The organism is Caulobacter sp. FV2ye17ST, assembly GCF_058680955.1.
Genome location: NZ_CM178727.1, coordinates 1691076 through 1716796 on the forward strand (window position 1 = coordinate 1691076; position 25721 = coordinate 1716796).

At 66.7% G+C, this 25721-nt stretch carries 23 protein-coding genes, 1 tRNA gene and 1 pseudogene; 13 read left to right on the forward strand and 12 right to left on the reverse strand.

Annotated elements, in window-relative coordinates:
* The first annotated feature begins 21 nt into the window (after nucleotides 1-21).
* The 5 genes from ACW17V_RS08240 (at nucleotide 22) to ACW17V_RS08260 (ending at nucleotide 8350) form a co-directional block, all read left to right on the forward strand.
* Nucleotides 22-798: a class II aldolase/adducin family protein gene (locus ACW17V_RS08240; RefSeq protein WP_492108356.1), complete on the forward strand. Its 777-nt coding sequence runs from the start codon at nucleotides 22-24 to the stop codon at nucleotides 796-798.
* 98 nt (nucleotides 799-896) lie between these two features.
* On the forward strand, nucleotides 897-1586 hold the full coding sequence (locus tag ACW17V_RS08245; protein WP_492108357.1) for a hypothetical protein: 690 nt from the start codon (nucleotides 897-899) through the stop codon (nucleotides 1584-1586).
* 121 nt (nucleotides 1587-1707) lie between these two features.
* Complete coding sequence (locus ACW17V_RS08250) at nucleotides 1708-2832, forward strand: efflux RND transporter periplasmic adaptor subunit (RefSeq protein WP_492108358.1); 1125 nt, start codon at nucleotides 1708-1710, stop codon at nucleotides 2830-2832.
* The gene (locus ACW17V_RS08255; protein ID WP_492108359.1) at nucleotides 2832-5969 is read left to right on the forward strand and encodes an efflux RND transporter permease subunit; all 3138 of its coding nucleotides are present in this window, start codon (nucleotides 2832-2834) and stop codon (nucleotides 5967-5969) included. Before ACW17V_RS08250 ends, ACW17V_RS08255 begins: the two co-directional genes overlap by 1 nt.
* Before the next feature lie 14 nt (nucleotides 5970-5983).
* Nucleotides 5984-8350, forward strand: a complete 2367-nt coding sequence (locus tag ACW17V_RS08260; protein WP_492108360.1) for a thiamine pyrophosphate-binding protein — start codon at nucleotides 5984-5986, stop codon at nucleotides 8348-8350.
* Between the two features lie 46 nt (nucleotides 8351-8396).
* Here ACW17V_RS08260 and ACW17V_RS08265 read toward each other — a convergent pair whose 3' ends face one another.
* From ACW17V_RS08265 to ACW17V_RS08280, 4 genes are all read right to left on the reverse strand, one after another.
* A complete protein-coding gene (locus tag ACW17V_RS08265; protein WP_492108361.1) occupies nucleotides 8397-8750 on the reverse strand; it encodes a nuclear transport factor 2 family protein in 354 nt (117 codons plus the stop codon).
* A 1-nt stretch (nucleotide 8751) separates the two neighbouring features.
* Nucleotides 8752-9141: a nuclear transport factor 2 family protein gene (locus ACW17V_RS08270; protein ID WP_492108362.1), complete on the reverse strand. Its 390-nt coding sequence runs from the start codon at nucleotides 9139-9141 to the stop codon at nucleotides 8752-8754.
* Nucleotides 9142-9214: 73 nt separating this feature from the next.
* Nucleotides 9215-9586 (reverse strand): nuclear transport factor 2 family protein, encoded by a 372-nt coding sequence (locus tag ACW17V_RS08275; RefSeq protein ID WP_492108363.1) that lies wholly within the window; start codon nucleotides 9584-9586, stop codon nucleotides 9215-9217.
* Entirely contained in the window at nucleotides 9586-10083 is a 498-nt protein-coding gene (locus ACW17V_RS08280; RefSeq protein WP_492108364.1) for a c-type cytochrome, read from the reverse strand. The genes ACW17V_RS08275 and ACW17V_RS08280 overlap by 1 nt, the downstream gene beginning before the upstream one ends.
* Before the next feature lie 285 nt (nucleotides 10084-10368).
* On the opposite strand from ACW17V_RS08280, the gene ACW17V_RS08285 reads away from it, so the two are divergent.
* From ACW17V_RS08285 to ACW17V_RS08295, 3 genes are all read left to right on the forward strand, one after another.
* Nucleotides 10369-10872, forward strand: coding sequence for a GcrA family cell cycle regulator (locus tag ACW17V_RS08285; protein WP_492108365.1), 504 nt, complete (start codon nucleotides 10369-10371; stop codon nucleotides 10870-10872).
* A 51-nt stretch (nucleotides 10873-10923) separates the two neighbouring features.
* Nucleotides 10924-11139 carry a hypothetical protein gene (locus ACW17V_RS08290; RefSeq protein ID WP_492108366.1) on the forward strand — a complete coding sequence of 72 codons (216 nt, stop codon included), beginning with the start codon at nucleotides 10924-10926 and terminating at the stop codon, nucleotides 11137-11139.
* Between the two features lie 211 nt (nucleotides 11140-11350).
* The gene (locus ACW17V_RS08295; protein ID WP_492108367.1) at nucleotides 11351-11866 is read left to right on the forward strand and encodes a MarR family winged helix-turn-helix transcriptional regulator; all 516 of its coding nucleotides are present in this window, start codon (nucleotides 11351-11353) and stop codon (nucleotides 11864-11866) included.
* A 10-nt stretch (nucleotides 11867-11876) separates the two neighbouring features.
* On the opposite strand, the gene arfB is transcribed toward ACW17V_RS08295, so the two are convergent.
* From arfB to ACW17V_RS08310, 3 genes are all read right to left on the reverse strand, one after another.
* Nucleotides 11877-12299 carry an alternative ribosome rescue aminoacyl-tRNA hydrolase ArfB gene (gene arfB, locus ACW17V_RS08300; protein ID WP_492108368.1) on the reverse strand — a complete coding sequence of 141 codons (423 nt, stop codon included), beginning with the start codon at nucleotides 12297-12299 and terminating at the stop codon, nucleotides 11877-11879.
* Entirely contained in the window at nucleotides 12296-12751 is a 456-nt protein-coding gene (locus ACW17V_RS08305; RefSeq protein ID WP_492108759.1) for a YaiI/YqxD family protein, read from the reverse strand. The genes arfB and ACW17V_RS08305 overlap by 4 nt, the downstream gene beginning before the upstream one ends.
* 352 nt (nucleotides 12752-13103) lie before the next feature.
* On the reverse strand, nucleotides 13104-14159 hold the full coding sequence (locus tag ACW17V_RS08310) for a D-alanyl-D-alanine carboxypeptidase family protein (protein ID WP_492108369.1): 1056 nt from the start codon (nucleotides 14157-14159) through the stop codon (nucleotides 13104-13106).
* 80 nt (nucleotides 14160-14239) lie between these two features.
* On the opposite strand from ACW17V_RS08310, the gene ACW17V_RS08315 reads away from it, so the two are divergent.
* Nucleotides 14240-15331 (forward strand): L,D-transpeptidase family protein, encoded by a 1092-nt coding sequence (locus ACW17V_RS08315; RefSeq protein ID WP_492108370.1) that lies wholly within the window; start codon nucleotides 14240-14242, stop codon nucleotides 15329-15331.
* 5 nt (nucleotides 15332-15336) lie between these two features.
* On the opposite strand, the gene ACW17V_RS08320 is transcribed toward ACW17V_RS08315, so the two are convergent.
* From ACW17V_RS08320 to ACW17V_RS08330, 3 genes and pseudogenes are all read right to left on the reverse strand, one after another.
* A tRNA-Thr gene (locus tag ACW17V_RS08320) sits at nucleotides 15337-15412 on the reverse strand.
* A gap of 473 nt (nucleotides 15413-15885) precedes the next feature.
* Nucleotides 15886-16028: pseudogene (locus tag ACW17V_RS08325) on the reverse strand (hypothetical protein); the annotation flags it as partial.
* Between the two features lie 85 nt (nucleotides 16029-16113).
* On the reverse strand, nucleotides 16114-16527 hold the full coding sequence (locus ACW17V_RS08330; RefSeq protein ID WP_492108371.1) for a DUF1761 domain-containing protein: 414 nt from the start codon (nucleotides 16525-16527) through the stop codon (nucleotides 16114-16116).
* A gap of 170 nt (nucleotides 16528-16697) precedes the next feature.
* Between ACW17V_RS08330 and metG the strand changes: the two genes are divergently transcribed.
* A complete protein-coding gene (gene metG, locus ACW17V_RS08335; protein WP_492108372.1) occupies nucleotides 16698-18413 on the forward strand; it encodes a methionine--tRNA ligase in 1716 nt (571 codons plus the stop codon).
* A 31-nt stretch (nucleotides 18414-18444) separates the two neighbouring features.
* Complete coding sequence (locus ACW17V_RS08340) at nucleotides 18445-19611, forward strand: MFS transporter (RefSeq protein WP_492108373.1); 1167 nt, start codon at nucleotides 18445-18447, stop codon at nucleotides 19609-19611.
* On the opposite strand, the gene cysN is transcribed toward ACW17V_RS08340, so the two are convergent.
* On the reverse strand, nucleotides 19599-21515 hold the full coding sequence (gene cysN / locus ACW17V_RS08345; RefSeq protein ID WP_492108374.1) for a sulfate adenylyltransferase subunit CysN: 1917 nt from the start codon (nucleotides 21513-21515) through the stop codon (nucleotides 19599-19601). The genes ACW17V_RS08340 and cysN overlap by 13 nt on opposite strands.
* Complete coding sequence (gene cysD, locus ACW17V_RS08350) at nucleotides 21515-22432, reverse strand: sulfate adenylyltransferase subunit CysD (RefSeq protein ID WP_492108375.1); 918 nt, start codon at nucleotides 22430-22432, stop codon at nucleotides 21515-21517. Before cysD ends, cysN begins: the two co-directional genes overlap by 1 nt.
* 276 nt (nucleotides 22433-22708) lie before the next feature.
* Between cysD and ACW17V_RS08355 the strand changes: the two genes are divergently transcribed.
* Both ACW17V_RS08355 and ACW17V_RS08360 read left to right on the forward strand, forming a co-directional pair.
* Nucleotides 22709-22906, forward strand: coding sequence for a hypothetical protein (locus tag ACW17V_RS08355; RefSeq protein WP_492108376.1), 198 nt, complete (start codon nucleotides 22709-22711; stop codon nucleotides 22904-22906).
* Nucleotides 22907-23071: 165 nt separating this feature from the next.
* Entirely contained in the window at nucleotides 23072-25717 is a 2646-nt protein-coding gene (locus ACW17V_RS08360) for a coiled-coil domain-containing protein (RefSeq protein WP_492108760.1), read from the forward strand.
* The last annotated feature ends 4 nt before the right edge of the window (nucleotides 25718-25721 follow it).

Consider the following 25721-nt stretch of genomic DNA (forward strand, 5'->3'; position numbering starts at 1 on the left):
GATAACCTAGGGAGGCCTCCCATGGCCGACGGAGCCACGTCCATCAGCACGTCCCTCAGGGGCAAGGTCAGCGACGCCGAGTGGCAGGCGCGCGTCGATCTGGCCGCCCTGTATCGCCTGGTCGCGCTGCACGGCTGGGACGACATGATCTTCACCCACATCTCGGCTCGCATTCCGGGGCCGGAGCATCACTTCCTGATCAACCCCTACGGCCTGTTCTTCGGCGAGATGACCGCCTCGGCGCTGGTCAAGGTGGATCTGGACGGCAACGTCATCGACAAGACGCCGTACTTCATCAATCCGGCGGGCTTCACCATCCACTCGGCCGTCCACGCGGCGCGGGAAGACGCCCACTACGTCATGCACCTGCACACCGACCAGGGCGTCGCGGTCTCGACGCACAAGGAAGGTCTGCTGCCCCTGGCGCAACAGGCGCTTATCGTCTTGCCTCAACTCGCCTATCACGATTATGAAGGTATTGCGCTCAATCTTGACGAGCGGGAACGGCTGGTGGCCGATCTCGGCGACAAGAAGCTGATGATGCTTCGGAACCACGGCACCTTGTCGGCGGGTTCGACCGCGGCCGAGTGCTGGATGGGGATGTTCTTCCTGGAGCGGGCATGCAGTCAGCAGGTGATGGCCCTCTCGGCCGGACGCGACAACGTCCTGATGGCGCCGGAGCACGCTCAGGCCGAGGTGCGCAGCCAGACGGGCGGCGGGCTCGGCATGATCGCGGGCCTGGCCTGGCCGGGCTGCCTGCGCAAGCTGGATCGGGAGTCGCCCGGCTACGCCGACTGACAATCCGCTATCGACAAAAGTCAGCCGCCGCGATCCTGGCGATCACGGCGGCTTTTCTTTGCCTGACCTGCAGCGAGGCCGCGGCCGGGGCTTGGCCGATGGCGAAGGGCCAGACCCAGGTCATCGCCAAGGTCGAGCGGCAATCGGCCGATCAGGTGTTCGACGCCGACGGCGCCGTGCGCGACCTGGGCCTACGTGAGGACGAGACGGCCTCGGTCTTCGTCGAGCATGGCGTCACCGATCGCCTGACCCTGCAGGCCAGGGCCGGGCTGACCAGAGGGCGGGATCCGTTCGTCAGCTACGAAGGTCGCGGCCCTGTCGAGCTGGGGCTGCGCTATGCGGTGCTGAGGCGGCCCCGGACGGTCGCGGCGATCTATCTTGGCGCGGCCGAGGCGGGCGTCGGCCGCAACGCCGGCTATGCGGCGCCGGGGCAGGGCGAGCTCGATCTGGAGGCGCGACTGCTTCTGGGACGATCGGTGACGACCCGGCGGGGCGAAATTTTTTCAGATCTGCAACTTGCCCGTCTGCGGCGATCGGGCCTCGCCGACGAGACCCGGATGGATGCGACCCTGGGCTTTCGGCCCGCGCGCAACTGGCTTGTGATGGCCCAGACCTATGCCGGCGAGGCGGACGCCAAGCCTCGGAAATCCAGCTGGATAAAGGCTGAACTGTCGGTCGTTCGCGGCTTTGGCGCCTGGAGCGTGCAGGCCGGTTGGCGGCAAACCCTCGCGGGTCGCGAGATTGCACGCGATCGCGGCGTGGTGCTGGGGATCTGGCGCGGATTTTGAGTGTTGCAGGACTGAAATGGTCCGTCATCCTGCTGTTACTGGACGTGGGTTTAGGGTGGCGGCATATGTCCCCGCACCTTGTCCCCTCCGCCGAGTCCTTTCGGCGATCGGAGTCTCTTCCTTGATCCGCAGGCATTTCTTCCTTCTGGCGGCGTTGGCTGCTGTGGTCCTCATGCTCGTTGTCGGGGGTATGAAGCTGGCGTTCGGTCAAAAGGCTCCGGGGCAGGGCGGTCCCGGCGGCGGCGGGCGGGCCACCAGCGTCTCCCAGACCGTGGTCTCGACCAAGGCCTTTACCGATCGCATCGAGGTGCTGGGCGTGGCCAAGGGCCTGCAGTCGGTGACGATCACCTCCAACACCGCCGAAATGATCACGGCCGTGCACTTCGTCGATGGCCAGGCCGTGTCGCGCGGTCAGGTGCTGGTCGATCTGAAGTCCGCCAGCGAGGACGCCGACATCGCCGAGGCCCGGGTGCGCCTCGCCCAGGCCGAGCGCGACTATCAGCGCTGGAAGACCCTGGCCGATCGCGGCGTCGCGCCGCGCGCCACCGCCGAACAATATCTGGCCGCCGTCGAGACCGCCCGCGCCGGCGTCGCCTCGGCCCAGGCCCAGAAGCTGGATCGCGTGATCCGCGCGCCGTTCTCCGGTCGCGTGGGCATTTCCGATGTTGCGCCCGGCACCCTGATCAGCCCGGGCACGGCCATTGTCAGCCTTGACGATGTTTCGGTGATCCGTGTCGATTTCTCGGTGCCCGACCGCTACCTCGCCACCCTGCGCGAAGGCCTGCCGATCTCGGCGCGGCCCGACGCCTTGCCGGGTGAGACGTTCCAGGGACGCATCGCCCAGATCGATACGCGTATCGATCCCACCACCCGGGCCCTCAAGGCCCGCGCCGAGTTTCCCAATCCGGGCGGCCGCCTGAAACCGGGCATGCTGGTCAAGGTGTCCATCGATCAGGGCGTGCGCACCGCGCCCGCCGTGCCCGAGGCCGCGGTTCAGTTCGAAGGCGCCCAGGCTTCGGTCTTCGTGATCGCCAAGGGGCCCAAGGGCCAGGTGGCCCGTCGCACCAATGTCGAGACGGGGCTGGCCTATGGCGGCTTTGTTGAAATCACCTCGGGTGTGAAGCCTGGCGACAAGATCGTGGCCGACGGCCTCAACCGCATCCAGGACGGCGCGGCGATCGGTGGCGGTCAGGCCGGCAAGAAGCCCGGCGCCGCCGCCGGCGACGCTGGTCGCAAGGCGAACTGATGATCTCGGATCTTTCCGTCCGCCGCCCGGTCTTCGCCGCCGTCGCGGCGATCATCCTCTGCGTCATCGGTCTGGCCGCTTTCACGGGTCTGCCGATCCGCGAACTGCCCAATGTCGATCCGCCGGTGGTGTCGGTCTCGACCGCCTATCGCGGCGCTTCGGCCGAAGTGATCGAGGAGCGCATCACCCAGGTGATCGAGCGCCAGGTCTCGGGCATCCAGGGCATCGACCGGGTCAATTCCTCGTCGCGCGACGGCCGTTCGCAGATCAGCATCACCTTCACCCTGGACCGCGACCTCGACGACGCCGCCAACGACGTGCGCGACGCGGTCAGCCGGGTGGCGGCCAATCTTCCGGATCAGGCTGATCCGCCGCAGATCGCCAAGGCCACGGCCGACAGCGCGCCGATCATCATCATGAACCTGACGTCGACGAGCCTGTCGCCTCTGGAACTTGCCGACTACGCCGACCGTTTCCTGGTCGAGCGGATGTCGACGGTGCCCGGCGTGGCGCAGGCAGGGTTGAGCGGTCAGCTCTACGCCATGCGCATCTGGCTCAATCCCGACGCCATGGCCGCCCGCGGCGTGACCGTCGACGACGTGGAGAACGCCCTCAACAGCCAGAATGTCGAGCTGCCGGCGGGCTCGCTGGAGAGCGACAGCAAGGACTTCACCATTCGGGTGAGCCGCAGCTATTCCAAGCCTGAGGACTTCGCAAAGCTCCCGCTTCGGGCCGCCAACGCCAGTGGTTTCGTGATCCGGCTGGGCGATGTGGCGAGGGTGGAAGAGGGCTCCAACGAACGGCGCAGGATCTTCCGGGGCAACACGGTCAACCAGGTCGGCATCTTCCTGACCCGACAGTCGCAAGCCAATGACATCGCCATCTCCAAGGTGGTCGATGCCGAGATCGCGGAGATCAACAAGACGTTGCCGGCCGGCACCACGCTGATCAAGGCCGTCGACAACTCGGTCTTCACCGCCGAGGCGATCCACGAGGTGTGGATCACCATGGGTATCTCCGTCGGGCTGGTGGCGCTGGTCAACCTGCTGTTCCTTGGCAGCTGGCGCGCCGCGCTGATCCCGTCGATCATCGCGCCGATCTGCATCCTGTCGACCTTCATCGTCCTGGCGCCGATGGGTTTCTCGCTGAACCTGCTGACCCTGCTGGCTCTGGTGCTGGCCGTCGGCCTCGTGGTCGATGACGCCATCGTCGTGGTTGAGAACATCCAGCGCCGGGTCGACGAGGGCGAACCGGCTCCCGTTGCGGCCCTGCGCGGGACGCGTCAGGTGTTCTTCGCCGTTGTGGCCACCACGATCGTCCTGATCTCGGTGTTCGCGCCGCTGATGTTCCTGCCCGGCTATACTGGCCGTCTTTTCGTCGAGCTGGCGGTCGCCATCGCTGCGGCTGTGGCGTTTTCGGCGCTGCTGGCCTTCACCCTGTCGCCGATGCTGGCGTCCAAGCTGCTGCGCCCGGCGGGCACGGGAGGCTGGGTGGCCCGCAAGGTCGACTGGGCGATGGACAAGCTGAAGGACAGCTATCGACACTCCCTGGAAGGTCTGTTGGCCGCGCGCGCGGCTGGATGGGCGACGGGCGCAGTGGTGGTCGTGCTGGCCGCGGCGGCTGGCGGTCTCTTCTTGATGTTGCCGAAGGAAATGGTCCCGGCGGAGGATCGCGGTCGCGTCGACATCTCGATCAACGGCCCCGAGGGCGCGGGCTTCGACTACACCGTCAAGGCTGCCAACGAGGTTGAGCGACAGCTTGAAAAGTATCGCGCCGACGGCGTCGCCGATCGGACGATCATCTCGGTGCCGCGTTTCGGCCAGGCGCAGTTCAACACCGGCAACGGCGTGCTGGTCCTGAAGGACTGGGGCGAGCGCGACCAGACCGCCGACGAGATCGCCGCCGAGCTGAACAAGAGTCTGAGCAAGATCACCGGCGTACGCGCCGTGGCCAGCGTGCGCGGCGCTTTCCAGCGTGGCGGCGGCGGCGGCGGCGGGACGAACGTCGACCTGATCGCTGTCGGCAACGACTATGTGGAACTGGCCAACTGGCTCAAGCCCATGCTTGAGGCCGCCCAGGACAATCCGGGCCTGTCGCGTCCGCGCATCGACTACGAGCCGACCTCGCCACGCCTGTCGGTGCAGATCGACCGCGACAAGGCCGCCAGCCTGGGTATCTCGGCCCAGTCCATCGGCCGGGCGCTTGAGACCATGTTCGGGTCGCGGCGCGCCACGACCTACATCAAGAACGGCCAGGAATACGACGTCATCCTGCAGTCCACTCTGGAGCAACGCCGCAGCGTCGCCGACCTGGACCAGCTGCAGGTTCGCACCCAGTCGGGAACCCTGGTGCCGCTGTCCACGGTGGTGACCACCCAGCTGCGCGGCGACACGCCTGACCGTCCGCGCGTTGACCGCCTGCGCTCGGTGACTTTCACCGCGCAACTGGCCCCCGGCTACACCGTCGAGGACGCCGTGAAGTTCCTGCAGGACCAGGCGGCCTCGCGGCCGACCCCCGGCGTGAGCATCAAGTGGGGCGGCCAGGCCAAGGACTATCTGGAAGCATCGGGCGCGGTGGGCGTTGCGTTCGGCCTGGCCCTGCTGCTGGTCTTCCTGGTGCTGGCCGCGCAGTTCGAGAGCTGGATCCACCCGGCGGTCATCATGATGACCGTGCCGCTGGCGGTGCTGGGCGGCCTTTTTGGCCTGCTGATGACCGGCTCGACCATCAACACCTACAGCCAGATCGGGCTGATCATCCTGGTCGGCATCGCCGCCAAGAACGGCATCCTGATCGTCGAGTTCGCCAACCAGCTGCGCGACGAGGGCCTGAAGGTGAAGGAGGCGGTGATCGAAGCCGCCGCCCTGCGTCTGCGGCCGATCATCATGACCTCGATCGCCACCGCCATGGGCGCTCTGCCTTTGGTGCTGTGGACCGGGGCCGGGGCCGGCAGCCGTCAGACCATCGGGGCCGTGATCTTCATGGGCGCGATCTTCGCCACCTTGCTGACCCTGTTCGTCGTGCCGGTGTTCTACAACCTGCTGGCCCGCTACACGAAGTCTCCGGAGTGGACGGCGCGGCAGATCGAGGACTATGAAGCCCGGGAACAAAGCGGTGAGGGGCAATCCTCACCGGCATAAACGGGTGAGGAAGCATGCCTGACGGCTCAATGACCGCGAAGCGGCAGGAGATTGCGCTCCTTCGCCGTATCGAGGAACGCATTCTCTGGCTGGCCTCGTGGACGATCCACAACGCCAACCACCTGCGTGAGAGCCGCGACGGCCTGAAAGTCGGCGGACACCAGGCGTCCTGCGCCTCGATGACCACCCTGATGACGGCGCTCTACATGAAGGCGCTGCGGCCGCAGGACCGGGTGGCGGTCAAGCCGCACGCCAGCCCGGTGTTCCACGCCATCCAGCATCTGTTCGGCCGCCAGAGCCTGGACAACCTCAAGCGCTTCCGTTCGCTGGGCGGCGCGCAGTCCTATCCCTCGCGCACCAAGGATGTGGACGACGTCGACTTCTCCACCGGCTCGGTGGGACTGGGCGTGGCCATGACCGCCTTCGCCTCGCTGGCCCAGGACTATCTGGCCGCGCGCGGAGCGGTGAAGCCCGAGGCCATGGGCCGGATGATCTCGCTGCTGGGCGACGCCGAGCTGGACGAGGGCAACATCTATGAGGCCCTGATCGAGGCCTGCAAGCACGACGTCCGCAACACCTGGTGGATCGTCGACTACAATCGCCAGAGCCTGGACGCGACCACCCAGGACCGGATGTTCACCCGCTATGGCGAGATCTTCGAGGCCGCCGGCTGGACGGTCGAGACCCTGAAATGGTCCAAGCGCCAGCGCGAGGCCTTCGCCAGGCCCGGCGGCGAGGCGCTGCGCACCTGGATCGAGACCGCGCCCAATGACCTCTATTCGGCCCTGACCTATCAGGGTGGCGCGGCCTGGCGCGAGCGGCTGAACGCCGACCTGTCCGACGATACCGACACCCTGGCCCTGATCGCGTCCTACAAGGATGTCGACCTGGGCGAGCTGATGACCGAGCTGGGCGGCCACTGCCTGGAGACCCTGCTGGAGGCGTTCGAGCGGGCCAGTCACGACGACGCCCCGCGCTTCTTCATCGCCTATACCGTCAAGGGTCTGCGCCTGCCGTTCCAGGGCCACAAGGATAACCACGCCGGCCTGATGACCCCGACCCAGATCGCCGAGCTGCGCCAGAGGCTGGGCGTGCTCGAGGGCGAGGAATGGGACCCGCTGTCGGGCCTGTCCAGCGCCGAGCGCACGGCCCTGAAGGGTCTGATCGCCCGCGCGCCCTTCGCCGCCGATGTCCAGCGCCAGCATCTGGCCCCGACCGTGGCGACGCCCAGCGCCGACGACTTGCTCGAAGCCATCGCGGGCGGCGGCGAGCAGTCGACCCAGGCCGCGTTCGGCAAGGTGATGTTCGAGATTTCCCGCCGCACCGACGAGTTCTCCGGCCGGGTGGTGACCACGTCGCCCGACGTCACCGTCTCGACCAACCTCGGAGGTTTCGTCAACCGGCGCGGCGTCTTCCACCGCCGCGCGCACGAGGACGTCTTCAAGCGCCGGCGCATCCCCTCGGCCCAGGTCTGGTCGATGGTCGAGACCGGCCAGCATGTCGAGCTGGGCATCGCCGAGAACAACCTGTTCATCGTCCTGGCCGCCCTGGGCCTGACCGCGCCGCTGTTTGGCGAGCGCCTGTTTCCGGTGGGCACGCTGTACGATCCGTTCATCGCTCGCGGCCTCGATGCGCTGAACTATGCCTGTTACCAGGACGCCCGCTTCCTGCTGGTCGCCACGCCCAGCGGCCTGACGCTGGCGCCCGAAGGCGGCGCGCACCAGTCGATCAACGGGCCGGTCATCGGCATGGCCCAGCCGGGCCTCGACACCTACGAGCCGGCGTTCGCCGACGAGACGGCGGTGCTGATGGCGCATGCCTTTGACCGTATCCAGGCTCCAGACGGCGCTTCGACCTATCTGCGGCTGTCGACCCGGGTGATCGCCCAGCCCGAGCGGGCCGATGACGCCTGGCGGCAGGGAACGATCGACGGCGCCTACTGGCTGAGGCCGCCAGCGCCCGGCGCGAAGCTGGCCCTGGTCTTCAGCGGCGCCCTTGCGCCCGAGGCCCTGGCGGCGTTCGAGGCCCTGGCCGAAGACATGCCCGAAGCCGGCCTGCTGGCCGTCACCTCGGCCGATGTCCTGCACCGCGACTGGACGCGCGGCGGACGCGCGCGCTGGACGGGGGAGGGGGCCGGGAACGCTCCTCGGGCCTCGACCATCGAGACCCTGCTGTCCACGCTGGACCGCGACGCGGGTCTGGTGACGCTGACCGATGGCTCGCCCCTGGCGCTGTCATGGCTGGGTTCGGTGCGCGGCCAGCGCGTGCGGGCGTTGGGACTGGAAACCTTCGGCCAGTCCGGCGACCTGCCTGATCTCTACGGGAAATATCGCCTGGACGCGGAGGCGGTGCTCGACGCCTGCGCGGATCTGCTGGCCTAGAGCATTTTCTGACGACGAACCGGCGTCCACTTCGTCGGAAAATGCTCTAGAGCCCTTCCAGGATCGTCATGCGCCGGATCAGGCCGTCGGCGAAGTCATAGGCCAGCACGGCGCGGGTGTCGGACCACAGCTGGCCTTCACGGCTTCTGACCGCGTACTGGATGTCGAGCACGATCCGGGCCGGCGGCTCTTCGCGCACGGTCACCTGACGGGCGTCCAGCTGCATCAGGTCGAACTGCCGGGCGAAGTAGTCGACGACGGCCGCGCGGCCCTTCAGGAACCCGCCTTCCAGGCTGTCGGGCCACTCGGCGTCTTCATGCAGCAAGGCGCCGAGCGCCACGGGGTCTCGGGCGTTGTAGGCTTCATAGGCCTTTGTCAGCAGGGACCGTTCGCGCCGCATTTCAGATTCCGACGGCCTCATCGACAACCATTTCGCTGATCTTGCCGTCGTCTATGCGGTAGGTCGCCTTGACCCGACGTTCACCCCATGACCCGCCCGCCGCGCCGCGCAGCTGGACATGCAGGTCGGCCTCGAACCTGCCATCGGGCAGGCGACGGGTTGAGAGCAGCGATGTTCCAACCTGGATCGTCGCGAACTGGCGCTGATAATAGGCCCGGATCTGATCGCGCCCCACCACGGTGACGCTTTCCAGACTGTCGGGAATGCGGGCGTCGGGTCCAAACAGCGCCACGACCGCCTCAAGGTCCTGACGATCGATCGCGTCGTAGAGCGCCGTCAGCAGGGCTTCCACCGCGGCGTCCGCTTCATGCCTGTCGTCTTCGCCGTCCATCGGGGTGATCAGAGCGCACTCCTGCCGCTGTCGAACGCGCGATGGGGCTTGGGTTTACGGGCTTCCAAGGGTGTCATGGCGCTGCGCCGGGTTCGTCGGGATGTCCGATATCCATGCGCGAAACCTGACCGTCGCGAAGCGTGTAATACTGCCGCACCTCAAGATCGGACCAGAGGCTGCCCGTCACGCTGCGCACAACCTGGTTCAGATCGACCCGCACCCGACCGTCGTCCTCTACCGTGAAGGCTATTGGCGTCACCTCAACCCTTATGGATTCGTCGTTGGCCGCCCAATAGGCGCGCAGCGCTTCATGGCCCACCAGACGACCGCCCCGGGTCTGGTCGGGCCAGTTGACGTCCTCTCGCAAGCCTGCGGCGAAGGCCGGGAAGTCGCGGCGATTATAGGCTTCGAAGAGCCGGGTGAGCAGCGCCTCGGCCTCGGTCATCACGGCGCCGGCTTGTAACCCGTCTCGACCTTCAGATAGGCGATCAGGTCGATGCGATCCTTGGGGTCCTTCAGACCCGCGAACGACATCTTGGTGCCGGGCATGAAGCCGCGCGGATCGGCCAGCCACTTGTCCAGATGCTCGCCGTCCCAGACAAAGCCGGCCGCCTTCACCGCCGGAGAGTAGGCATAGTCGGCGACCGCGCCGGCCTGGCGACCGAACACGCCATACAGGTTGGGGCCAGTCAGGGCCGGGCCGCCCTCGGTGATCGTGTGGCAGGAGCGGCAGAGCGCGAACTTGCGCTGGCCGTTGGCCAGGTCGCCGGTGCTGTAAGGGGCGGGGAGGCTGGCCAGCAGCGCGGCCTTTTCGGCGTCGCTGGGGCCGGCGGCGACGGCGGGAACGGCTGCGGGGGTGCTTTCCGCCGCCTCTTCACCCTTCGAGCAGGCGGCCAGAATTACGCAGAGCGCCACGAAAGCGGCGGAGTGAAAAACGCGCATGAAAATCCCCGAGCGACACTAAGACGCAAAGTATGCGACGCCGCGCCACATTCAATTACAGCGAAGGTTCTGAGCCACAATTTCTCGTATAACGCTGTTATGCCGTCAAGCTTCCGCCACGGTTCCAGAACGGCCCCTGCGACAATTATCGGTACGCTCATGATTCTCCTCACAAAAGGTGAATTCGCGAACCGTGGGTCTGCACATAAATATTTGACGGTCGTTAACCATGATCCTACCCAAAAGAGGCGGGGGGCTGCCCCGGCTTGGGTTGGGAAAAACAAGATGGACTGGAACGAAGAGCGGACCGCGGTTCTGAAGAAACTCTGGCTGGAAGGCATGAGCGCCAGCCAGGTGGCCCGGCAGCTGGGCGGCGTCAGCCGCAGCGCCGTGATCGGCAAGGTTCACCGCCTGGGCATCACCGCCCGCGAAGCGCCGGTTCGTCCGCGCAACTCGTCGGTTCGCTCGTCCAGCCGCATTCAGGTCAGGACCCGTCCGACCAACACCCCCGCGCCGACCCGTAGCGCCGTCATCCGGGTCGCGCCGACCATTGTCGAGCTGGAGCCGACCTCCGGCATCCTCGGCCTCGAGATCCATTCCTGCCGCTGGCCGATCGGCAATCCCGATCAGAACGATTTCGGCTTTTGCGGCCGCGAGAAGCCCAAGCGCGGCTCCTATTGCGACCAGCATGCCCAGGGCGCCTTCCGTCGCTTCCAGTCGGCCGGCGAGATCGAGACCTGGACCCGCCAGGGCGTTCCGGAAAAACGGATTCAGCAACGTCTCGGCTGAGAGCCATCCGCCCGTCTCCAAATCCTCATCGCCTGCCTTGAGTAGATTCCCATGAACATGGTCCTGATCGAAAACACCGCCGGCAGCAGCCAGGTGATCACCATCATTGAAGAATTCGCCGGTCATTCGGTGTCGCGCGATCTCAACCCCGGGGACGCGGCGCGCATCCCCGTCAGCCAGTTCAAGTCGATCACCGTGCGCGAGACCTATCCCGATGACTGGCTCAGCCGCGGCCGGGCCCGCAACCGGGCGTCCGCCGACGCCTGATCCTCTCGGGGATCCTCGCAGCCTCCGTGAAATACCCCACCCTGCCTTGACCCCGCGAGCCGTCTCGCGGGGTTTCTTTTGGTTGCGGATCGCGCTCCGGAGAGGCGACCTGCTTGATCACGCTCTATTCAACGTCGTGCTGGTCTGACCTCTGTTGCGCCGGCCCGGACCTCATGACATGAAGGCGCCCACGCTCGCCCGGGGGGACGCAATGCGGGTTCAGGACATCGGGGAAGAGTACGCCGTGCCGCTGCCAAGCTATCTCAGCTATCTGCTCTATCAGACCGAGCAGCATCGCCGCGCGCTGGCCTCCGACTGCATCGCGCGGCATGGCCTGTCCTTCCCGAAATGGATCGCCATGGTCGCCCTGCGGCGCTTCGGCGAGTGCTCGATGACCCGCCTGGCCAAGCTGTCGGCCAGCGACCGCACCACCCTGACACGCTCGATCGACGGCCTGATCCGCGACGGCCTTGTCGAGCGCAAGACCTCGCCGACCGACCGCCGCATCGTGGTGGTCAGCCTGACCGCCGCCGGCGACGCTCTGCTCACCCGCATCCGCGCCGACATCCGTCCGCTCAACGAGGAGGTCTGCAGCGAGCTGACCGCCGAGGAGCAGGTCGTGATGACGGGCTATCTGAAGAAGATCCTGGGCGGACTGATCGAAGAGCCCGAGTGGAAACAGGACGTTCTGGGTTTCAACCAGCGCGCCGAGGCGCTGACGGCCTAGTCGTCGCTCTCTAGTCGTCGCCTTTGGGCTTGCCCCGCAGGCTCTTGATCCCCGCGCGCTTGCCCTTTGTCTCCAGCCGTTTGAGCTTGCTGGAATAGGTCGGCTTGGTGGGCCGACGGGGCTTGGGTTTTTCTGTCGCGCGCCGGATCAGCTCGACCAGCCGGTCGCGCGCTTCCTGACGGTTCATCTCCTGCGAGCGGCTGCCCTGGGCGAACAGCACCAGCACGCCGTCCAGGGTCATGCGGCTGCCGCCCAGGGTCTCCAGCCGCGCCTTCACGTCTTCCGGCAGGGTGGGGGAGCCTCGCACATCAAAGCGCAGCTCGATGGCGGTCGAGGTCTTGTTGACGTGCTGGCCGCCGGGACCCGAGGCGCGGGTCGCCTTCTCGATGATCTCGTCGTCGTCGATCCGCAGCCAGGGGGTGATCTCGATCATCGCCGCCCTCGCGTGGCCTTGACCACCACGGTGTCGAGGGCCTGCAGGAACTTGCTGCGGTCGTTGGGACCAAAGGCCTTGGGGCCGCCGGTGATCTCGCCCATCGAGCGCAGGTGCTCGCCGATCGACCGCGAGGCCAGGGCCGAGCCGATCATGTCGGGCGTGAAGATCCGGCCATTGGGCGCCACGGCGGCGGCGCCGGCCTTCAGCACCCGGTCGGCGAGGGGAATGTCGTTGGTCACGGCCACGTCGCCCGGCTGGGCCCGTTCGGCGATCCAGTCGTCAGCGATGTCGGGGCCGGCGTCGACGACCACCTGCTCGACGGCCGGGGTCAGGGGCACGCGGATCCAGCTGTTGGAGACCACATAGGTCTTCAGCCCGTAGCGCGCGGCGACCTTGTAGACCTCGTCCTTCACCGGGCAGGCGTCGGCGTCGATGAAGATCAGGGGCAGGCGAGGGGCGTTCACGGCGAGGCTCTCAAGGAATACGGCCACGCGCATAGCATGGGCGCTGCCTTGGAAGAGAGAGGCTTCAAGGTGAGGGGGAAGAAAAGCTCCAGCCCGATGCGCGGGGCGCAGGGGGCTGGAGAGAAGTGGCCGCGCACGCGAGCGCGGTACAAGGGGATGGGATCGAGGGGAGGGGATAGGTCTCGAACCTGCACAATAAGCGCTCGACAGCCAGACTGGTTCCCTAGAGCCCTTTCCGACCTGATTGCTTCATCAGGGTCGGGCGAAAAGGGCTCTAAATCAAAAGTTTAGAGCATTTTTCGATCCGATAACCGTTTCACACTTATCGGAAAATGCTCTAGCGCGGCAGACGCAACGGCGCCGGCACGGGGGCGGGATCCACCGGCGTCGACCCCGCCTGCGGCAGGCTCTTGATCGGCACGCCCGGCAGCAGGGGCTCGCCGGTCCACTCCCAGTGCCAGGGCTCGTAGGGATAGTTGACGAAGCCGAAGCGACCGGCATTGACGATCATCCACTGGAACACCTCCGAGCGGGCCATGGCCCGGCGATTGTCGTCGGCCGAGCTGTCGGGACCAAAGCCGGGCGCGGCGGCGATGTAGATGTCCATGGCCAGGCCGGTGCGATGGGCCGAACAGATGGTCCGCACCAGGCCCTGGCAGTTATTGTCGCGCGCGCAGCGCTCGGCGTCGGCGGCCGGATCCCTGAAGCCGGAGAAGATGGTCAGGATCTCGGGACGACGGACCACGCCGGCCGCCCTGGCCTGACTGACCATCTGGCGATAGGCGTCCAGCGCCCCGGGACGCAGCTGGATCGTCTTGCCGCCATAGCTTTCCTCGGAGCGCGCTGTTTCCAGGGCCGATAGCGGCGGCGCGCCGGGACAGATCCCCTGGGCGTTGATCCGAACGAATGGCCGCGCCAGATGCCAGCCGCTCAGCATCGGCTGGAAGGTGTTCCCGTTCAGGATGCCGGACGGTTGCAGCCCGTGGGTGCGTTGCCAGATCGCCAGGGCCGCCGCGAAACCCGGAGTGGAGGGCGCGCAGCGCGTGCGGATCTCGGCGGCTATGCGGGGCGCATAGATCTCCCAGCCAACTTCCGGCCGGCCGAACGGATACCAGATCATGCTGCTCAGCGACGCCGTGTTGGCGCTGCGCGCGCCGGCCGGGGCCTGGCGGGACTCGCAGTCCTCGTCTGGCTGAGCGTCGGGAGCGGAGGCGGGCGGATCGACCGAGGGAATGTACTGCGTCGCGGCCTGCTGCTCCCACGGGCGCGGCTGATCGGTCACCAGCGGCGATGGAACGGGATCACCGCCAGGCCAGACGACCCAGACGATAAACGCGGCGACCGCCAGGGTGAGCAGGCCGAAGATCCAGGCCAGGGGGCGCAGCAGCTTCAACCGTTTCTCCCCAGGCGTCTTGGAACTTCGCCATGACTGAAGGCTTCAGACCGGCAGTCGTTCCGTCTGGAGTTTCCACCATGCCCTTCGATCCGCGCTCCGTCGCCCTTATGCTTGGCTGCATCTTCGCCACGACGGCGTGCTCGGACCCTGCCTCGGAACCCCGGGCGGCGGCGACGCCGGCGGCCCAGGCCAATGTACCCGTGGTTGCCGCGCCGCCCGTTGCCGTGACGGCCTCCGCCTCGCCCCAGGCCCGGGCGATCGATGCGGCCGTCCTTGATCCGGCCGTGGTCGATCCGGAGGGAATGAAGACAGCCATGATCCGCGCCCAGGTCCTGCTGGACCGCGCCCATCTGTCGCCCGGCGTCATCGACGGCCGGCCCGGAACCAATCTCACCCTGGCCCTGGAGGCCTTCCAGGCCGCCCGTGGGCTGCCGGTCAATGGCCAGCTGGACAAGGTTTCATGGGAGGCCCTGGTCGCCAGCGATGGCGGACCGGTGATGACCGACTACGTCGTCACCGCCGAGGATGTCACCGGTCCCTTCCAGCCCAACATCCCCAAGGACGACTATGAAGCCATGGCCAGGCTGCCGGCCCTGTCGTTCGGCGATGTGGTCGAGGCCCTGGCCGAACGTTTCCACATGGACGAGGCCTTGCTGCGCGCCCTCAATCCCGGCGTCGATTTCACGGCGGCCGGTACAGCCATCGTCGTCACGGCCGTCGGTCCCGACAAGCTGGCCGGCAAGGTGGCGCGCATCGAGATCGACAAGGCCCGCGGTCAGGTTCGCGCCTTCGACGACCGGTCCGTGCAACTGGCCGTCTATCCCGCTACCGTCGGCAGCACCGAGCGTCCGGCGCCGGTGGGCGAGTGGGCGGTGAACACGCTCGCACCCAATCCGACCTACACCTACGACCCGTCGCGCCTGACCTTCGGCAAGCCCAAGGGCAAGCTGACCATCCAGCCTGGGCCCAACAACCCCGTGGGCTCCACCTGGATTGACCTGACCAAGGACACCTACGGCATCCACGGCACGCCCGATCCCAGGCTGGTCAACAAACGCGCTTCGCACGGCTGCGTGCGCCTGACCAACTGGGACGCCGCCGAACTGGGCGCGGCCGTGCAAAAGGGCGCCAAGGTGGTGTTCCTGGGCGCCGAGACCAAGGCGTCTTAGGGGAATGGTGCCGGTTGCAGGAATCGAACCCGCGACCTTCGGTTTACAAAACCGCTGCTCTACCAGCTGAGCTAAACCGGCCACCGCCGCGCGAAGCGGACGGAGGCTTCCTTAGCGTCCGGACCGCTGGCGGGCAATGGCTTTGGTGTCTAGGCCGGCCAAGGGGATAGCGATCGCGCCGTCCTCTGACAGGCACGGGGATAGACGCCTTAAATCCTCCCCCTGAAGGGGGAGGCGGCCGGAGGCCGGTGGGGGAACACCGCATTGATTCAGCGGGACTTCCCCCTCCGTCGGCTTCGCCGACACCTCCCCCGCTAGGGGGAGGACTTGCGCGGGCGTCCAGCAAACTTATCCGACGCGCTCAAACCTCCCGTATTCTTGTCCCACCTCGTCGCGAGGAAAGGGCGCAAGGCCAGCGACCATTGCGGCGGCGGGGGGTGATCGAGCGGGGCTGGGCTTCAGGGGGATACTGAAGCGCGTCCGGGGATCTGGTTGCTGGCCAGACCCGCCCGCCGTCGGCGTGGATGAGGGCAAGCGGGTGTGTTCATTAGTCATTAGATTGGCTCGCACGCCTCGACCGCAGGTTCCTCGCGGAAACGCGAGAGACCGGCTCCCGGTAAGGCCTGAACAGGGCCACCTGACGGGACGCTGATGGATAACGGTGACGCGGAGCGAACGGCTTCGTCGAAACGGTATTTTTCAATCTTCTCCGGACGTGGTCCGGACGCTCCGCGACCCTTTCCATCAACTCGGCGGTTCCCGCGCGAGGTTGCGGCGCCGTGTCAGATCGCCTTCGGCTTCAGCCTCAACCCGCCCAGCAGCGCCCCGCCGATCACATAGGTCAGCAACTGATAGCCGCCATCGATCCACAGCAGCGGCAGGTTGCCGGCCGCGTAGACGTAGTCGAGGCTGACCACGGTCAGGGCGAAGAACACGCAGGCGGCCAGGGCCACCCTGGCGCCGCCCATCCAGCTGCGGGCGTCCAATCGGCCGATCAGCCAGTCCAGGCCGATCAGGATGACGACCATGTTGATGAAGCCCAGGCTCATTCGCCACTCGGTTCCGACAAACTCGGCCTCGGTCATTTCCATCGCCGCCATCCAGGCGTCGCTGAACACCGTGCCGTACCAGACGATGCCGATGATCTGTCCGACGACCAGGGCCGCGACGAGGCCCAGCCAGTTGATGGTCTTCATAGGCGTTGTCCCCCGATGGGGCCGGATCGTCGTGTCCAGCTCACCCAGGGGAAGGGAAACCGCATAACGATGTTTGGTCAACGGTCCGGCGCTTTTGTTTCGCGGCCCAGCCTTCTATATGCGAACGCCTGTTTCCTTGATCCCTGACTCCCCCGGAAGATTTGCGCCTCATGGCTCGTATCCTGATCACCTCCGCCCTGCCGTACATCAACGGCATCAAGCACCTGGGCAATCTGGCGGGATCGATGCTGCCGGCCGACGTCTATGCGCGGTTCCAGCGGGCCCGGGGCAATGAGACCCTCTATATCTGCGCCACCGACGAGCACGGCACCCCGGCCGAGCTGGCCGCCGCCGCCGCCGGCCAGGATGTCGAGACCTACTGCGCCGAGCAGCATATCCTGCAGCGTGATGTCGCCGCCGCCTTCGGCCTGTCGTGGGACTGGTTTGGCCGTTCATCCTCGCCGCAAAACCGCAAGCTGACCCAGCACTTCGCCGAAGTTCTTGAGGCCAATGGCCTGATCGAGGAACGCGTCGACCAGATGGTCTATTCCATCGACGACAAGCGCTTCCTGCCCGACCGCTATATCGAGGGCACCTGCCCGCACTGTGGCTTCGACAAGGCGCGCGGCGACCAGTGCGACAACTGCGGCAACCTGCTGGACCCGACCGACCTGAAGAACGCCTATTCGGTGATCTCCGGCTCGCGGAACCTGGAGGTGCGCGACACCCGCCACCTCTATCTCCTTCAAACGAAAATGGCTGACCGCATCAGGGCCTGGGTCGACACCCATGGCGACTGGCCGATCCTGGCCAGGTCGATCGCCTACAAGTTCCTGGACGAGGGCCTGATCGACCGCGGCATCACCCGCGACCTCGCCTGGGGCGTGCCGGTGGTCAAGGACGGCGCGCCGCGTCCGGGCATGGAAGGCAAGGTCTTCTACGTCTGGTTCGACGCCCCGATCGAATATATCGCCGCCACCCAGGAATGGGCCGAGGCCGAGGAAGGCCGTGACTGGCAACGCTGGTGGCGCACCGACGCCGGCGCCGACGACGTTCGCTATGTCGAGTTCATGGGCAAGGACAACGTCGCCTTCCACACGGTCAGCTTCCCCGCGACGATCCTGGGCTCGGGAGAGCCGTGGAAGAGCGTCGACATGCTCAAGGCCTTCAATTGGCTGAACTGGTATGGCGGCAAGTTCTCGACCAGCTCCAAGCGCGGGGTGTTCATGGACGCGGCGCTGGAGATCCTGCCGCCCGACTTCTGGCGCTGGTACCTGACGTCGAACGCGCCCGAGAGCTCGGATACCGCCTTCACCTGGGAGATGTTCGCCAGCTCGGTGAACCGCGACCTGGCCGACGTGCTGGGCAACTTCATCAACCGCATCCTGAAGTTCACCGAAGGCAAGTTCGACGGCGTCGTGCCGGAGGGCGGTGAACCCGGTCCGCTGGAAGAGAAGCTGTTCGCCGACGTCTCGGCCCGCCTGGCCGATCTCGCCGAACAGATGGACGCCATAGAGGTGCGCAAGAGCGCCCAGGCGCTTCGCGCCCTGTGGGTGGTCGGCAACGAATATCTGCAGGAAGCCGCGCCGTGGACCGCGATCAAGACCGATCGCGACCGCGCGGCCGTCATCGTCCGCACGGCCCTGAACCTGGCGGCGCTGTACGCCAAGATCTCGGCCCCGTTCATCCCGTTCGCGGCCGGGGAGATCGCCAAGGCCTTCTCGCTGGAGGTCCCGGCGGCCTGGCCGTCGAACGACGCCGTGGTCGAGCTCAACAAGCTGCCGACTGGGCTTTCGGTGCGCGCGCCCGAAGTGCTGTTCAAGAAGATCGACGAAGACATGATCGCCGAATGGACGGCCCGCTTCGGCGGGGCGGAAGAGGCGTGATCTTCTTTCGCGACAGGGGCCGCGCCGGCCGATGAGCAGCCTGACGCGGCTCAGCTTTTTCTACGTCGCGATCTATCTCGGGACGGGCGTCAGCCTGCCCTATATCGCCACCTATCTGCGCGACCGGGGCATGAGCGGCGCCGCGATCGGCCTGATCCTGGCCATACCGATGCTGGCCCGGCCGTTCACCGGTCCTGCCCTGGCGGTGTGGGCCGACGGCTTCGCCCTGCGACGCTCGCCGATGGTGCTGCTGTCGCTGGGCGCGGGTCTTGGCTATGCCGCGCTTCTGATCGCGCCGGGCGCGCTGGGCCTGGCCATCGCCTGGCTGATCGGCCAGACCCTGCTGTCGACGGTCTCGCCCCTGGTCGATGTGATCACCCTGCGCCGGGCCCGGGCCGAGGGGTTCAACTACGGCCTGCCAAGAGGCACGGGCTCGGCGGCCTTCATCGTCGCCAACCTGATCATGGGCGTCGTCCTGGCCGTCGCGGCGCCGGCGATCATCCCGATCTGGATCGCGGCGGCCGCCTTCCTCACGGCCCTGGCGGCGGCGGTGTTCGTGCCGCCCGAGCGGGTTCACGACGAGGGGGCCAAGCCGGTCGGCGCCGAGCGCTGGAAAGGTCTCGGCGCCCTGCTGCGCGACCGCACCTTCCTGCTGGCGGTGATGACCGCCGGACTGATCCAGGGCGCCCATGCGTTCTACTACGGTTTCTCGACCATCCTCTGGCGGGGGCAGGGGATTTCAGAGCCGGTCATCGGCCTGCTGTGGGGCGTCGGCGTCGCCGCCGAGGTGGCCTTCATGTGGTTCCTGGAGCCCTGGCGCCGCAAGGTGGGGCCGGAAAAGCTGATGATCCTGGGCGGTGCGGCGGCGGTGCTGCGGTGGATCGCCTATGCCTTCGCGCCGCCGTTGTGGATGCTGTTTCCGATGCAGCTTCTGCACGCCCTGACCTTCGCGGCCAGTTTCCTGGCCTCGCTTCGTCTGATCGAGAAACTGACCCCGCCCGCCAACGCCTCGGCGGCCCAGGCGATCAACTCGGCCCTGTCGGGCGGCTTCACCCTGGGCGTCGCGACCCTGTTCGCCGGCCCGCTGTTCGACGCCTTCGGGTCCTACGGCTATCTGGCCATGGCCGGCGTGGCGGCCTTGGGTCTGGCTGGCGCCATCGCCCTCAACCTTCGAACCGGAAGCCGTCAGATGTCGTAGTCGACCTCGCGGCCTTCCAGCCATTCGACGATCCGCTCGGCCGCCTCGACCGGACTCATGGCCGTGGTGTCGATGCGAAGTTCGGGCGTTTCGGGGGCCTCATAGGGGCTGTCGATGCCGGTGAAGTTCTTCAGTTGGCCCGCCCGGGCCTTGGCGTACAGACCCTTGACGTCGCGCTGTTCGGCCACGGCCAGGGGCGTGTCGACAAAGACCTCGATGAACTCGTCGCCCTGCAGGATCTCGCGGGCCATGCGGCGCTCGGCGCGGAACGGCGAGATGAAGGCAGTCAGCACGATCAGGCCGGCGTCGACCATCAGCTTGGCCACCTCGGCGACCCGGCGGATGTTCTCGACCCGGTCCTCCTCGGTGAAGCCAAGGTTCTTGTTGAGGCCATGACGGACATTGTCGCCGTCCAGCAGATAGGTGTGGCGACCCAGGGCGTGCAGGCGCTTCTCGACCAGGTTGGCGATGGTCGACTTGCCGGCTCCCGACAGGCCCGTCAGCCAGACGACCTGGCCCCGCTGGCCCTTCAGCGCGGCGCGGGATTGTTTCGTGACGTCCGTATGTTGCCAGTGGATGTTGTCGGCCCGGCGCAGGGCGAAGTTCAGCATGCCCGCGCCGACGGTGCGGTTGCTGATCCTGTCGATCAGGATGAAGCCGCCCAGCTCGCGATTGTCGGCATAGGCCTCGAACGGCACGGCCTGGTCGAGCGACAGATTGCAGACGCCGATCTCGTTCAATTCCAGCCGCTTGGCGGCGGACTTCTCAAGCGTGTTGACGTTCACCCGGTGCTTGATCTCGGTGACGCTGGCCCCGACGGTGCGAGCGCCGATCTTGAGCAGGTAGGCGCGGCCCGGGGGGAGGGGCTCGTCATCCATCCAGACGACGGTGGCCTCGAATTGTCCGGCTACGGGGCTGGGCGCTTCGGCGGCGACGATCAGGTCGCCCCGCGAGATGTCGATCTCGTCGGTCAGGGTGATCGTCACCGACTGGCCGGCCACGGCCTGGGGCAGGTCGTCGGGCAGGGTGACGATGCGCTCGACACGGCTCTCGCGGCCCGACGGCAACACGCGGATGCGGTCGCCCGGCTTGACCACGCCCGAGGCGATCAGGCCCGAGAAGCCCCGGAAGTCGAGATTGGGGCGATTGACCCATTGCACGGGCAGGCGGAACGGCTGGGCCTGCAGGTCGTCCTCGACCTGAACGGTCTCCAGCCAGTCCATCAGGATCGGACCGTCGTACCAGGGCGAGGCCTCGCTCCTGCTGGCCATGTTGTCGCCACCCAGGCCCGAGATCGGGATCGGGGTGAAGACCGACAGGCCGATCTGCTCGGCGAAGGCTCGGTAGTCGGCGACGATACGGTCGAACACCGCCTGGTCCCAGCCGACCAGGTCCATCTTGTTGACGGCCAGCACCACGTGCCGGATGCCCAGCAGGCTGACGAGATAGGAATGCCGGCGCGTCTGGGTCAGCACGCCCTTGCGGGCGTCGATCAGGATCACGGCCGCATCGGCGGTCGAGGCGCCTGTGACCATGTTGCGGGTGTATTGCTCGTGGCCGGGCGTGTCGGCGACGATGAACTTGCGCTTGTCGGTGGCGAAGAAGCGGTAGGCGACATCGATGGTGATGCCCTGCTCGCGCTCGGCGGCCAGACCGTCGACCAGCAGGGCGAAGTCGATCGCGCCGCCTTGCGTGCCGACCCGCTTGGAGTCGGCCTCGAGGGCCGCCATCTGGTCCTCGAAGATCATCTTGCTGTCGTACAGCAGGCGACCGATCAGGGTCGACTTGCCGTCGTCCACCGAGCCGCAGGTGATGAAGCGCAGCAGCGACTTGTGCTGGTGGGCGACCAGATAGGCGTCGATGTCCTCGGCGATCAGGTCGGAGGGCTTATAGATCGTATTCATCAGAAATAGCCCTCCTGCTTCTTCTTCTCCATCGAGGCGGACTGGTCATGGTCGATGACCCGGCCCTGCCGCTCGCTGGTGGTCGCCAGCAACATTTCCTGGATGATCTGGGGCAGGGTCGAGGCGGTGCTCTCGACCGCGCCGGTCAGCGGATAGCAGCCCAGGGTGCGGAAGCGGACGCTTTTCATCTGCGGAACTTCGCCCGGTCGCAGCCGGAAGCGGTCGTCGTCCACCATGATCAAGCTGCCGTCGCGCTCGACCACCGGTCGCTCGGCGGCGAAGTACAGCGGCACGATCGGGATGTTCTCGAGGTGGATGTATTGCCAGACGTCCAGCTCGGTCCAGTTGGAGATCGGGAAGACGCGCAGGCTTTCGCCGGGGTGCTTGCGGGTGTTGTAGAGTTTCCACAGCTCCGGGCGCTGATTTTTGGGATCCCAGCGCTGCTCGGCCGAGCGGAACGAGATGATCCGCTCCTTCGCGCGGCTCTTTTCCTCGTCGCGCCGGGCGCCCCCGAAGGCCGCGTCGAAGCCGTACTTGGAGAGCGCCTGCTTGAGGCCCTCGGTCTTCCACATGTCGGTGTGCAGGGCGCTGCCGTGGTCGAAGGGGTTGATGCCCTTGGCCTCGGCTTCCGGATTCTTGTGGACCAGCAGATCAAAGCCCAGGTCGGCGGCGACCTTGTCGCGCAGCTCGTACATGGCCCGGAACTTCCAGGTGGTGTCGACGTGCAGCAGCGGGAAGGGCGGACGCGAGGGGAAGAACGCCTTGGCCGCCAGATGCAGCATCACCGCGCTATCCTTGCCGATCGAATACAGCATGACCGGCCGCTCGCACTCGGCCGCCACCTCCCGCAGGATGTGGATGCTCTCGGCCTCCAGACGCTGGAGGTGGGTCAGGCGAGCCGGCGAGATGTCGGTCATGAGCGTTTCCGGCGAAGCGCTGGGCGCGATCGATGCAAGCTGGGTAGGGGCCAAAACAAGCGTCCGCAAACAGAAAAAGTCCCTTTCGTCGCCGGGAAAGGCGAGAGCGGGCTGTGTACTGGCGACCTAGGCAGCGCGGGGCCATGGGGCAAGCGTCGGAATTCTGGAGGCGCTGTCAGCTTGAGTGGCGCCGCGCTTGACCATCATGACCAAAAGTTCACTCGGCTTGGGCTCGAGCCTGTCGCATAACGCCGCTATCGCACTGTGGGTTGGGCCATGAGCTTTCTGGCGGAAATGCTGGCTGTCGTCGTGGTCTGGCTGTCGTCCGTGGCGCTGGGCCAGTTCGGCATCCTGCTCGATACCTACCCCATCGCAAAGTCGCCGCCAGAACGCACGGTTTCGCGTTCGCCGCGCGGATCCGTGCAAAGTCCGGCGCCGGTCGCTCCGCAAAGCAGAGCGACGCCGGACGTCTGAAGCGACGCCTCCACCTCTGCGACGACGTGAAGCCCTTAAAACTCAACCGAAGCCGCTTTGCGCGCGGGCTTTTCGCCGCTAGGTTCATTCTCTACGCGAAATAGGGGCAGGGCGCGCGTTGACTGTCTTCGCCCTTCGCTGACCGCCTTGGGACCCTGGCTGTGTATGAAGCCTAAGAAGCGCCAACCGCTCGATTTCTCCGCCGTCCCCGTGGAGGCGCCTGTAGAGGATCAAGTCTCCTCGTCCGAGGCCTCGTTTGCCGAGGACGCGACGGAGGCTGACGCCACTACGCCTGTCGATCCGCCTATGGGCGAAACGGATCTCGATCTTGAGATCTCGGCGCCGGAGCCGTCCTCACCCCGGGCGCGGGCAGCCTCGCGCCGGGGAAGGATTAGCGAACCTTCGCAGCCTTCGTTCGAGTCGTCATTGTCAGCCAAGTCGCTGGCGACCAGCGCGGCGCAACCCCCGGCTCCGGTAGTCGAGCCTGAGCATAATTCGGCTCCGGCCCGGGCCGAGACGCGCACCGCCACGGCGGAGGTTCGACGCCCCACCGAGGCTTTCGACCTGCCGGATCGTTCAGAACGCGGTCCCATGCCGGCCTTCCTTTTCTGGACTTTCGCGGTCGCTGCGGCTGCGCTTTGGGCGCTGGCGCCGATCGCATTCGCTCTTGGCTATGCTCGCGACGTTCCGGCCCTGAAGGTGGAAGGTTTCGCGCTGGCGGTCTTTTCCGGTCTGGCGATTGGGCCGGCCTTGCTGACCTTGCTGGGCGCCTATCTTCTGCGGCAGGCTCAGGGTGTTTCGGCGGAACTGCGTCGCACGCGCACCCTCACGGATCGACTGGTTACACCAGCCGTTTTGGCTGCGGCGGGCGCCTCGGGCGCGGTGGAAGCCATTCGCGCCCAGATCGATGGCGCGACCCTGGCCGCCGACGAGGCGCGGGAACGCATCCTGTCGTTGCGCCAGTCGCTGGCCGAAGAGACCGCGAAGCTGGCGGATGCGGCGGCCGATTCCGCCCGCATGGCTAACCAGCTTGCCCAGGGCCTGGGCCATGAGCGTCAGGCGCTTGAAACCTTGTCTCTGACCCTCGACACCCGCTCGACCGCTGTCGTCGACGCCATCGGCAGTCAGGCCCGGATGGTCGCCGAGGCGTCCGATCTGGCCGAAACCCAGCTTCGCGAGGCTGAAGCCGCCCTAGCGGCCCGCGCCGCTGACCTGGCCGCCGCCGCCGCTGAAGCGTCCGACGCTGCTCGCGTCGGCGCCGAAGACATCTCGCGTCAGATCGCGCGCCTGGAAACGGCGGGGCAGGGTCTGGGCGACCAGATGAGCTCGGTCGAGAAGAACCTTGCCCAACAGCGGGCGGCGTTGGTCGCCGCCAGTCAGTCGTTGCGGTCCGAACAGGAAGATTTTGCGGCCGAGACTGAAACCCGCACTGCCCAGCTCACTGAATTTGTTTCCTATACGCGGGTTAGCGCCACAGAACTGAGCGATGTGGCGGCGATGGGGGCCGAAGTCCTGCGCGGCCTGATCTCGGCCGTCGCCGAGCAGTTCAGGGACATGGCCGAGAACGCGAAGGCTGAGCGCGACAGTCTCGTCGAAGAGACCAACAAGGTACTGACGGCGATCTCCGACGCCGCCGCAGGACAACGCGAAGGGCTTGAGATCGAACTCAAGCAGGCAATGGAAGCCCTTGCCGCTTCGGCGCTGAAAGCCAGCGAGGGTGTTGACGCCCGTGTCGAGTCGGCGCGTGGCCGCGTCGACCAACTGAACGAGATCGCCTTCGCCGCTGGGCAGAAGGCGGACACTGTCTTCGAAGCGCGTATGGAAGAGGCGCGGGATCTGATCGAGCAGTCGGCGCAGATGGTCGAGCAGGCCGGCGCCCGTACCGCTCAGAAGTTGGCCGAAGCGGTCGTGACCGCACGCGGCACGCTCGGCGAGCTTGAGGCCATGCTGGACGAGGTTGGCCAACGCACAGCGGAAATGCCGGCTGAAGCGATGCAGAAAGCGGTCGAGGTTCGCGCCTCGATCGAAAAGGGCATCGAGGAACTGATGGCTGCCGCACGCCGCACGGCTGAAGAGACGGCGGCGATCGATCAGGCGTTCCAGGACCGCGTGCGCCGCAACTACGACGCGCTCAGCGAAGCCGCCGCAGCTATGGGCGGACCGGCTCCGGCTCGTCCGCCTCAATCGTCGATGACGCGCGCAAAGGCCGCTGCGGTCGCGCCACCGCCAGTTACGCCGCCTTCGATGTCCGAGATGGATGACGACCTGCTAGCGGATGAGCCGGGACAGCGGCCCCGTCTGCGCCTTACGCCGACGGCGACGGACGATGAGTTCCGATCAGTCTTCGACACCGCGGGTGGTCGCGGTGGGCCGGCTGCGCCGGAAGGCCCTGACGGCCAGAACTGGTCGTGGCGCTCCCTGCTTTCGGGGATCGAGAATAGCTCACCGGGCGACGCGGCCATGGGTGAAAAGCTTGCTGCGGAAATCTCGGCGATGGGTATCGACCCGCATGCCCTGTTGCCGCGCGGCCGGGTCGACGAGATCGCCGCCGCCATCCAGACCCGAGACTCTTCCGGAGCGCGTGAGGTGGTCAAGCGCCTCGCGCCGGCGGCTATTCGCCGGCTTGTGCGGCGCCTGTTCTCGGACGCCACCCTGCGAGCCAATGCGGAGCGGTTCCTCAAGCGCTATGCGGGCATGATCGAGGAAGCGGGCGGTCAGGATCGCGAGGGCTTCCTGGTTGCGGCCTTGCTGTCGTCCGATGCCGGTCGCGCCTATCTGCTGCTGGACGCCGCCACCGGCGATCTGGCCTAGTCGC

What these genes read in the sequence shown, in the direction of transcription:
- ACW17V_RS08290 (WP_492108366.1), top strand. Translation starts at nt 10,924, where the DNA reads ATGAACATGGTCCTGATCGAAAACACCGCCGGCAGCAGCCAGGTGATC.
- ACW17V_RS08295 (WP_492108367.1), top strand. Translation starts at nt 11,351, where the DNA reads ATGCGGGTTCAGGACATCGGGGAAGAGTACGCCGTGCCGCTGCCAAGC.
- ACW17V_RS08255 (WP_492108359.1), top strand. Translation starts at nt 2,832, where the DNA reads ATGATCTCGGATCTTTCCGTCCGCCGCCCGGTCTTCGCCGCCGTCGCG.
- ACW17V_RS08260 (WP_492108360.1), top strand. Translation starts at nt 5,984, where the DNA reads ATGCCTGACGGCTCAATGACCGCGAAGCGGCAGGAGATTGCGCTCCTT.
- ACW17V_RS08315 (WP_492108370.1), top strand. Translation starts at nt 14,240, where the DNA reads ATGCCCTTCGATCCGCGCTCCGTCGCCCTTATGCTTGGCTGCATCTTC.
- ACW17V_RS08360 (WP_492108760.1), top strand. Translation starts at nt 23,072, where the DNA reads ATGAAGCCTAAGAAGCGCCAACCGCTCGATTTCTCCGCCGTCCCCGTG.
- metG (WP_492108372.1), top strand. Translation starts at nt 16,698, where the DNA reads ATGGCTCGTATCCTGATCACCTCCGCCCTGCCGTACATCAACGGCATC.
- cysN (WP_492108374.1), bottom strand. Translation starts at nt 21,515, where the DNA reads ATGAATACGATCTATAAGCCCTCCGACCTGATCGCCGAGGACATCGAC.
- ACW17V_RS08280 (WP_492108364.1), bottom strand. Translation starts at nt 10,083, where the DNA reads ATGCGCGTTTTTCACTCCGCCGCTTTCGTGGCGCTCTGCGTAATTCTG.
- ACW17V_RS08240 (WP_492108356.1), top strand. Translation starts at nt 22, where the DNA reads ATGGCCGACGGAGCCACGTCCATCAGCACGTCCCTCAGGGGCAAGGTC.
- arfB (WP_492108368.1), bottom strand. Translation starts at nt 12,299, where the DNA reads ATGATCGAGATCACCCCCTGGCTGCGGATCGACGACGACGAGATCATC.
- ACW17V_RS08285 (WP_492108365.1), top strand. Translation starts at nt 10,369, where the DNA reads ATGGACTGGAACGAAGAGCGGACCGCGGTTCTGAAGAAACTCTGGCTG.
- cysD (WP_492108375.1), bottom strand. Translation starts at nt 22,432, where the DNA reads ATGACCGACATCTCGCCGGCTCGCCTGACCCACCTCCAGCGTCTGGAG.
- ACW17V_RS08245 (WP_492108357.1), top strand. Translation starts at nt 897, where the DNA reads ATGGCGAAGGGCCAGACCCAGGTCATCGCCAAGGTCGAGCGGCAATCG.
- ACW17V_RS08340 (WP_492108373.1), top strand. Translation starts at nt 18,445, where the DNA reads ATGAGCAGCCTGACGCGGCTCAGCTTTTTCTACGTCGCGATCTATCTC.
- ACW17V_RS08275 (WP_492108363.1), bottom strand. Translation starts at nt 9,586, where the DNA reads ATGACCGAGGCCGAGGCGCTGCTCACCCGGCTCTTCGAAGCCTATAAT.
- ACW17V_RS08270 (WP_492108362.1), bottom strand. Translation starts at nt 9,141, where the DNA reads ATGGACGGCGAAGACGACAGGCATGAAGCGGACGCCGCGGTGGAAGCC.
- ACW17V_RS08355 (WP_492108376.1), top strand. Translation starts at nt 22,709, where the DNA reads ATGAGCTTTCTGGCGGAAATGCTGGCTGTCGTCGTGGTCTGGCTGTCG.
- ACW17V_RS08330 (WP_492108371.1), bottom strand. Translation starts at nt 16,527, where the DNA reads ATGAAGACCATCAACTGGCTGGGCCTCGTCGCGGCCCTGGTCGTCGGA.
- ACW17V_RS08265 (WP_492108361.1), bottom strand. Translation starts at nt 8,750, where the DNA reads ATGCGGCGCGAACGGTCCCTGCTGACAAAGGCCTATGAAGCCTACAAC.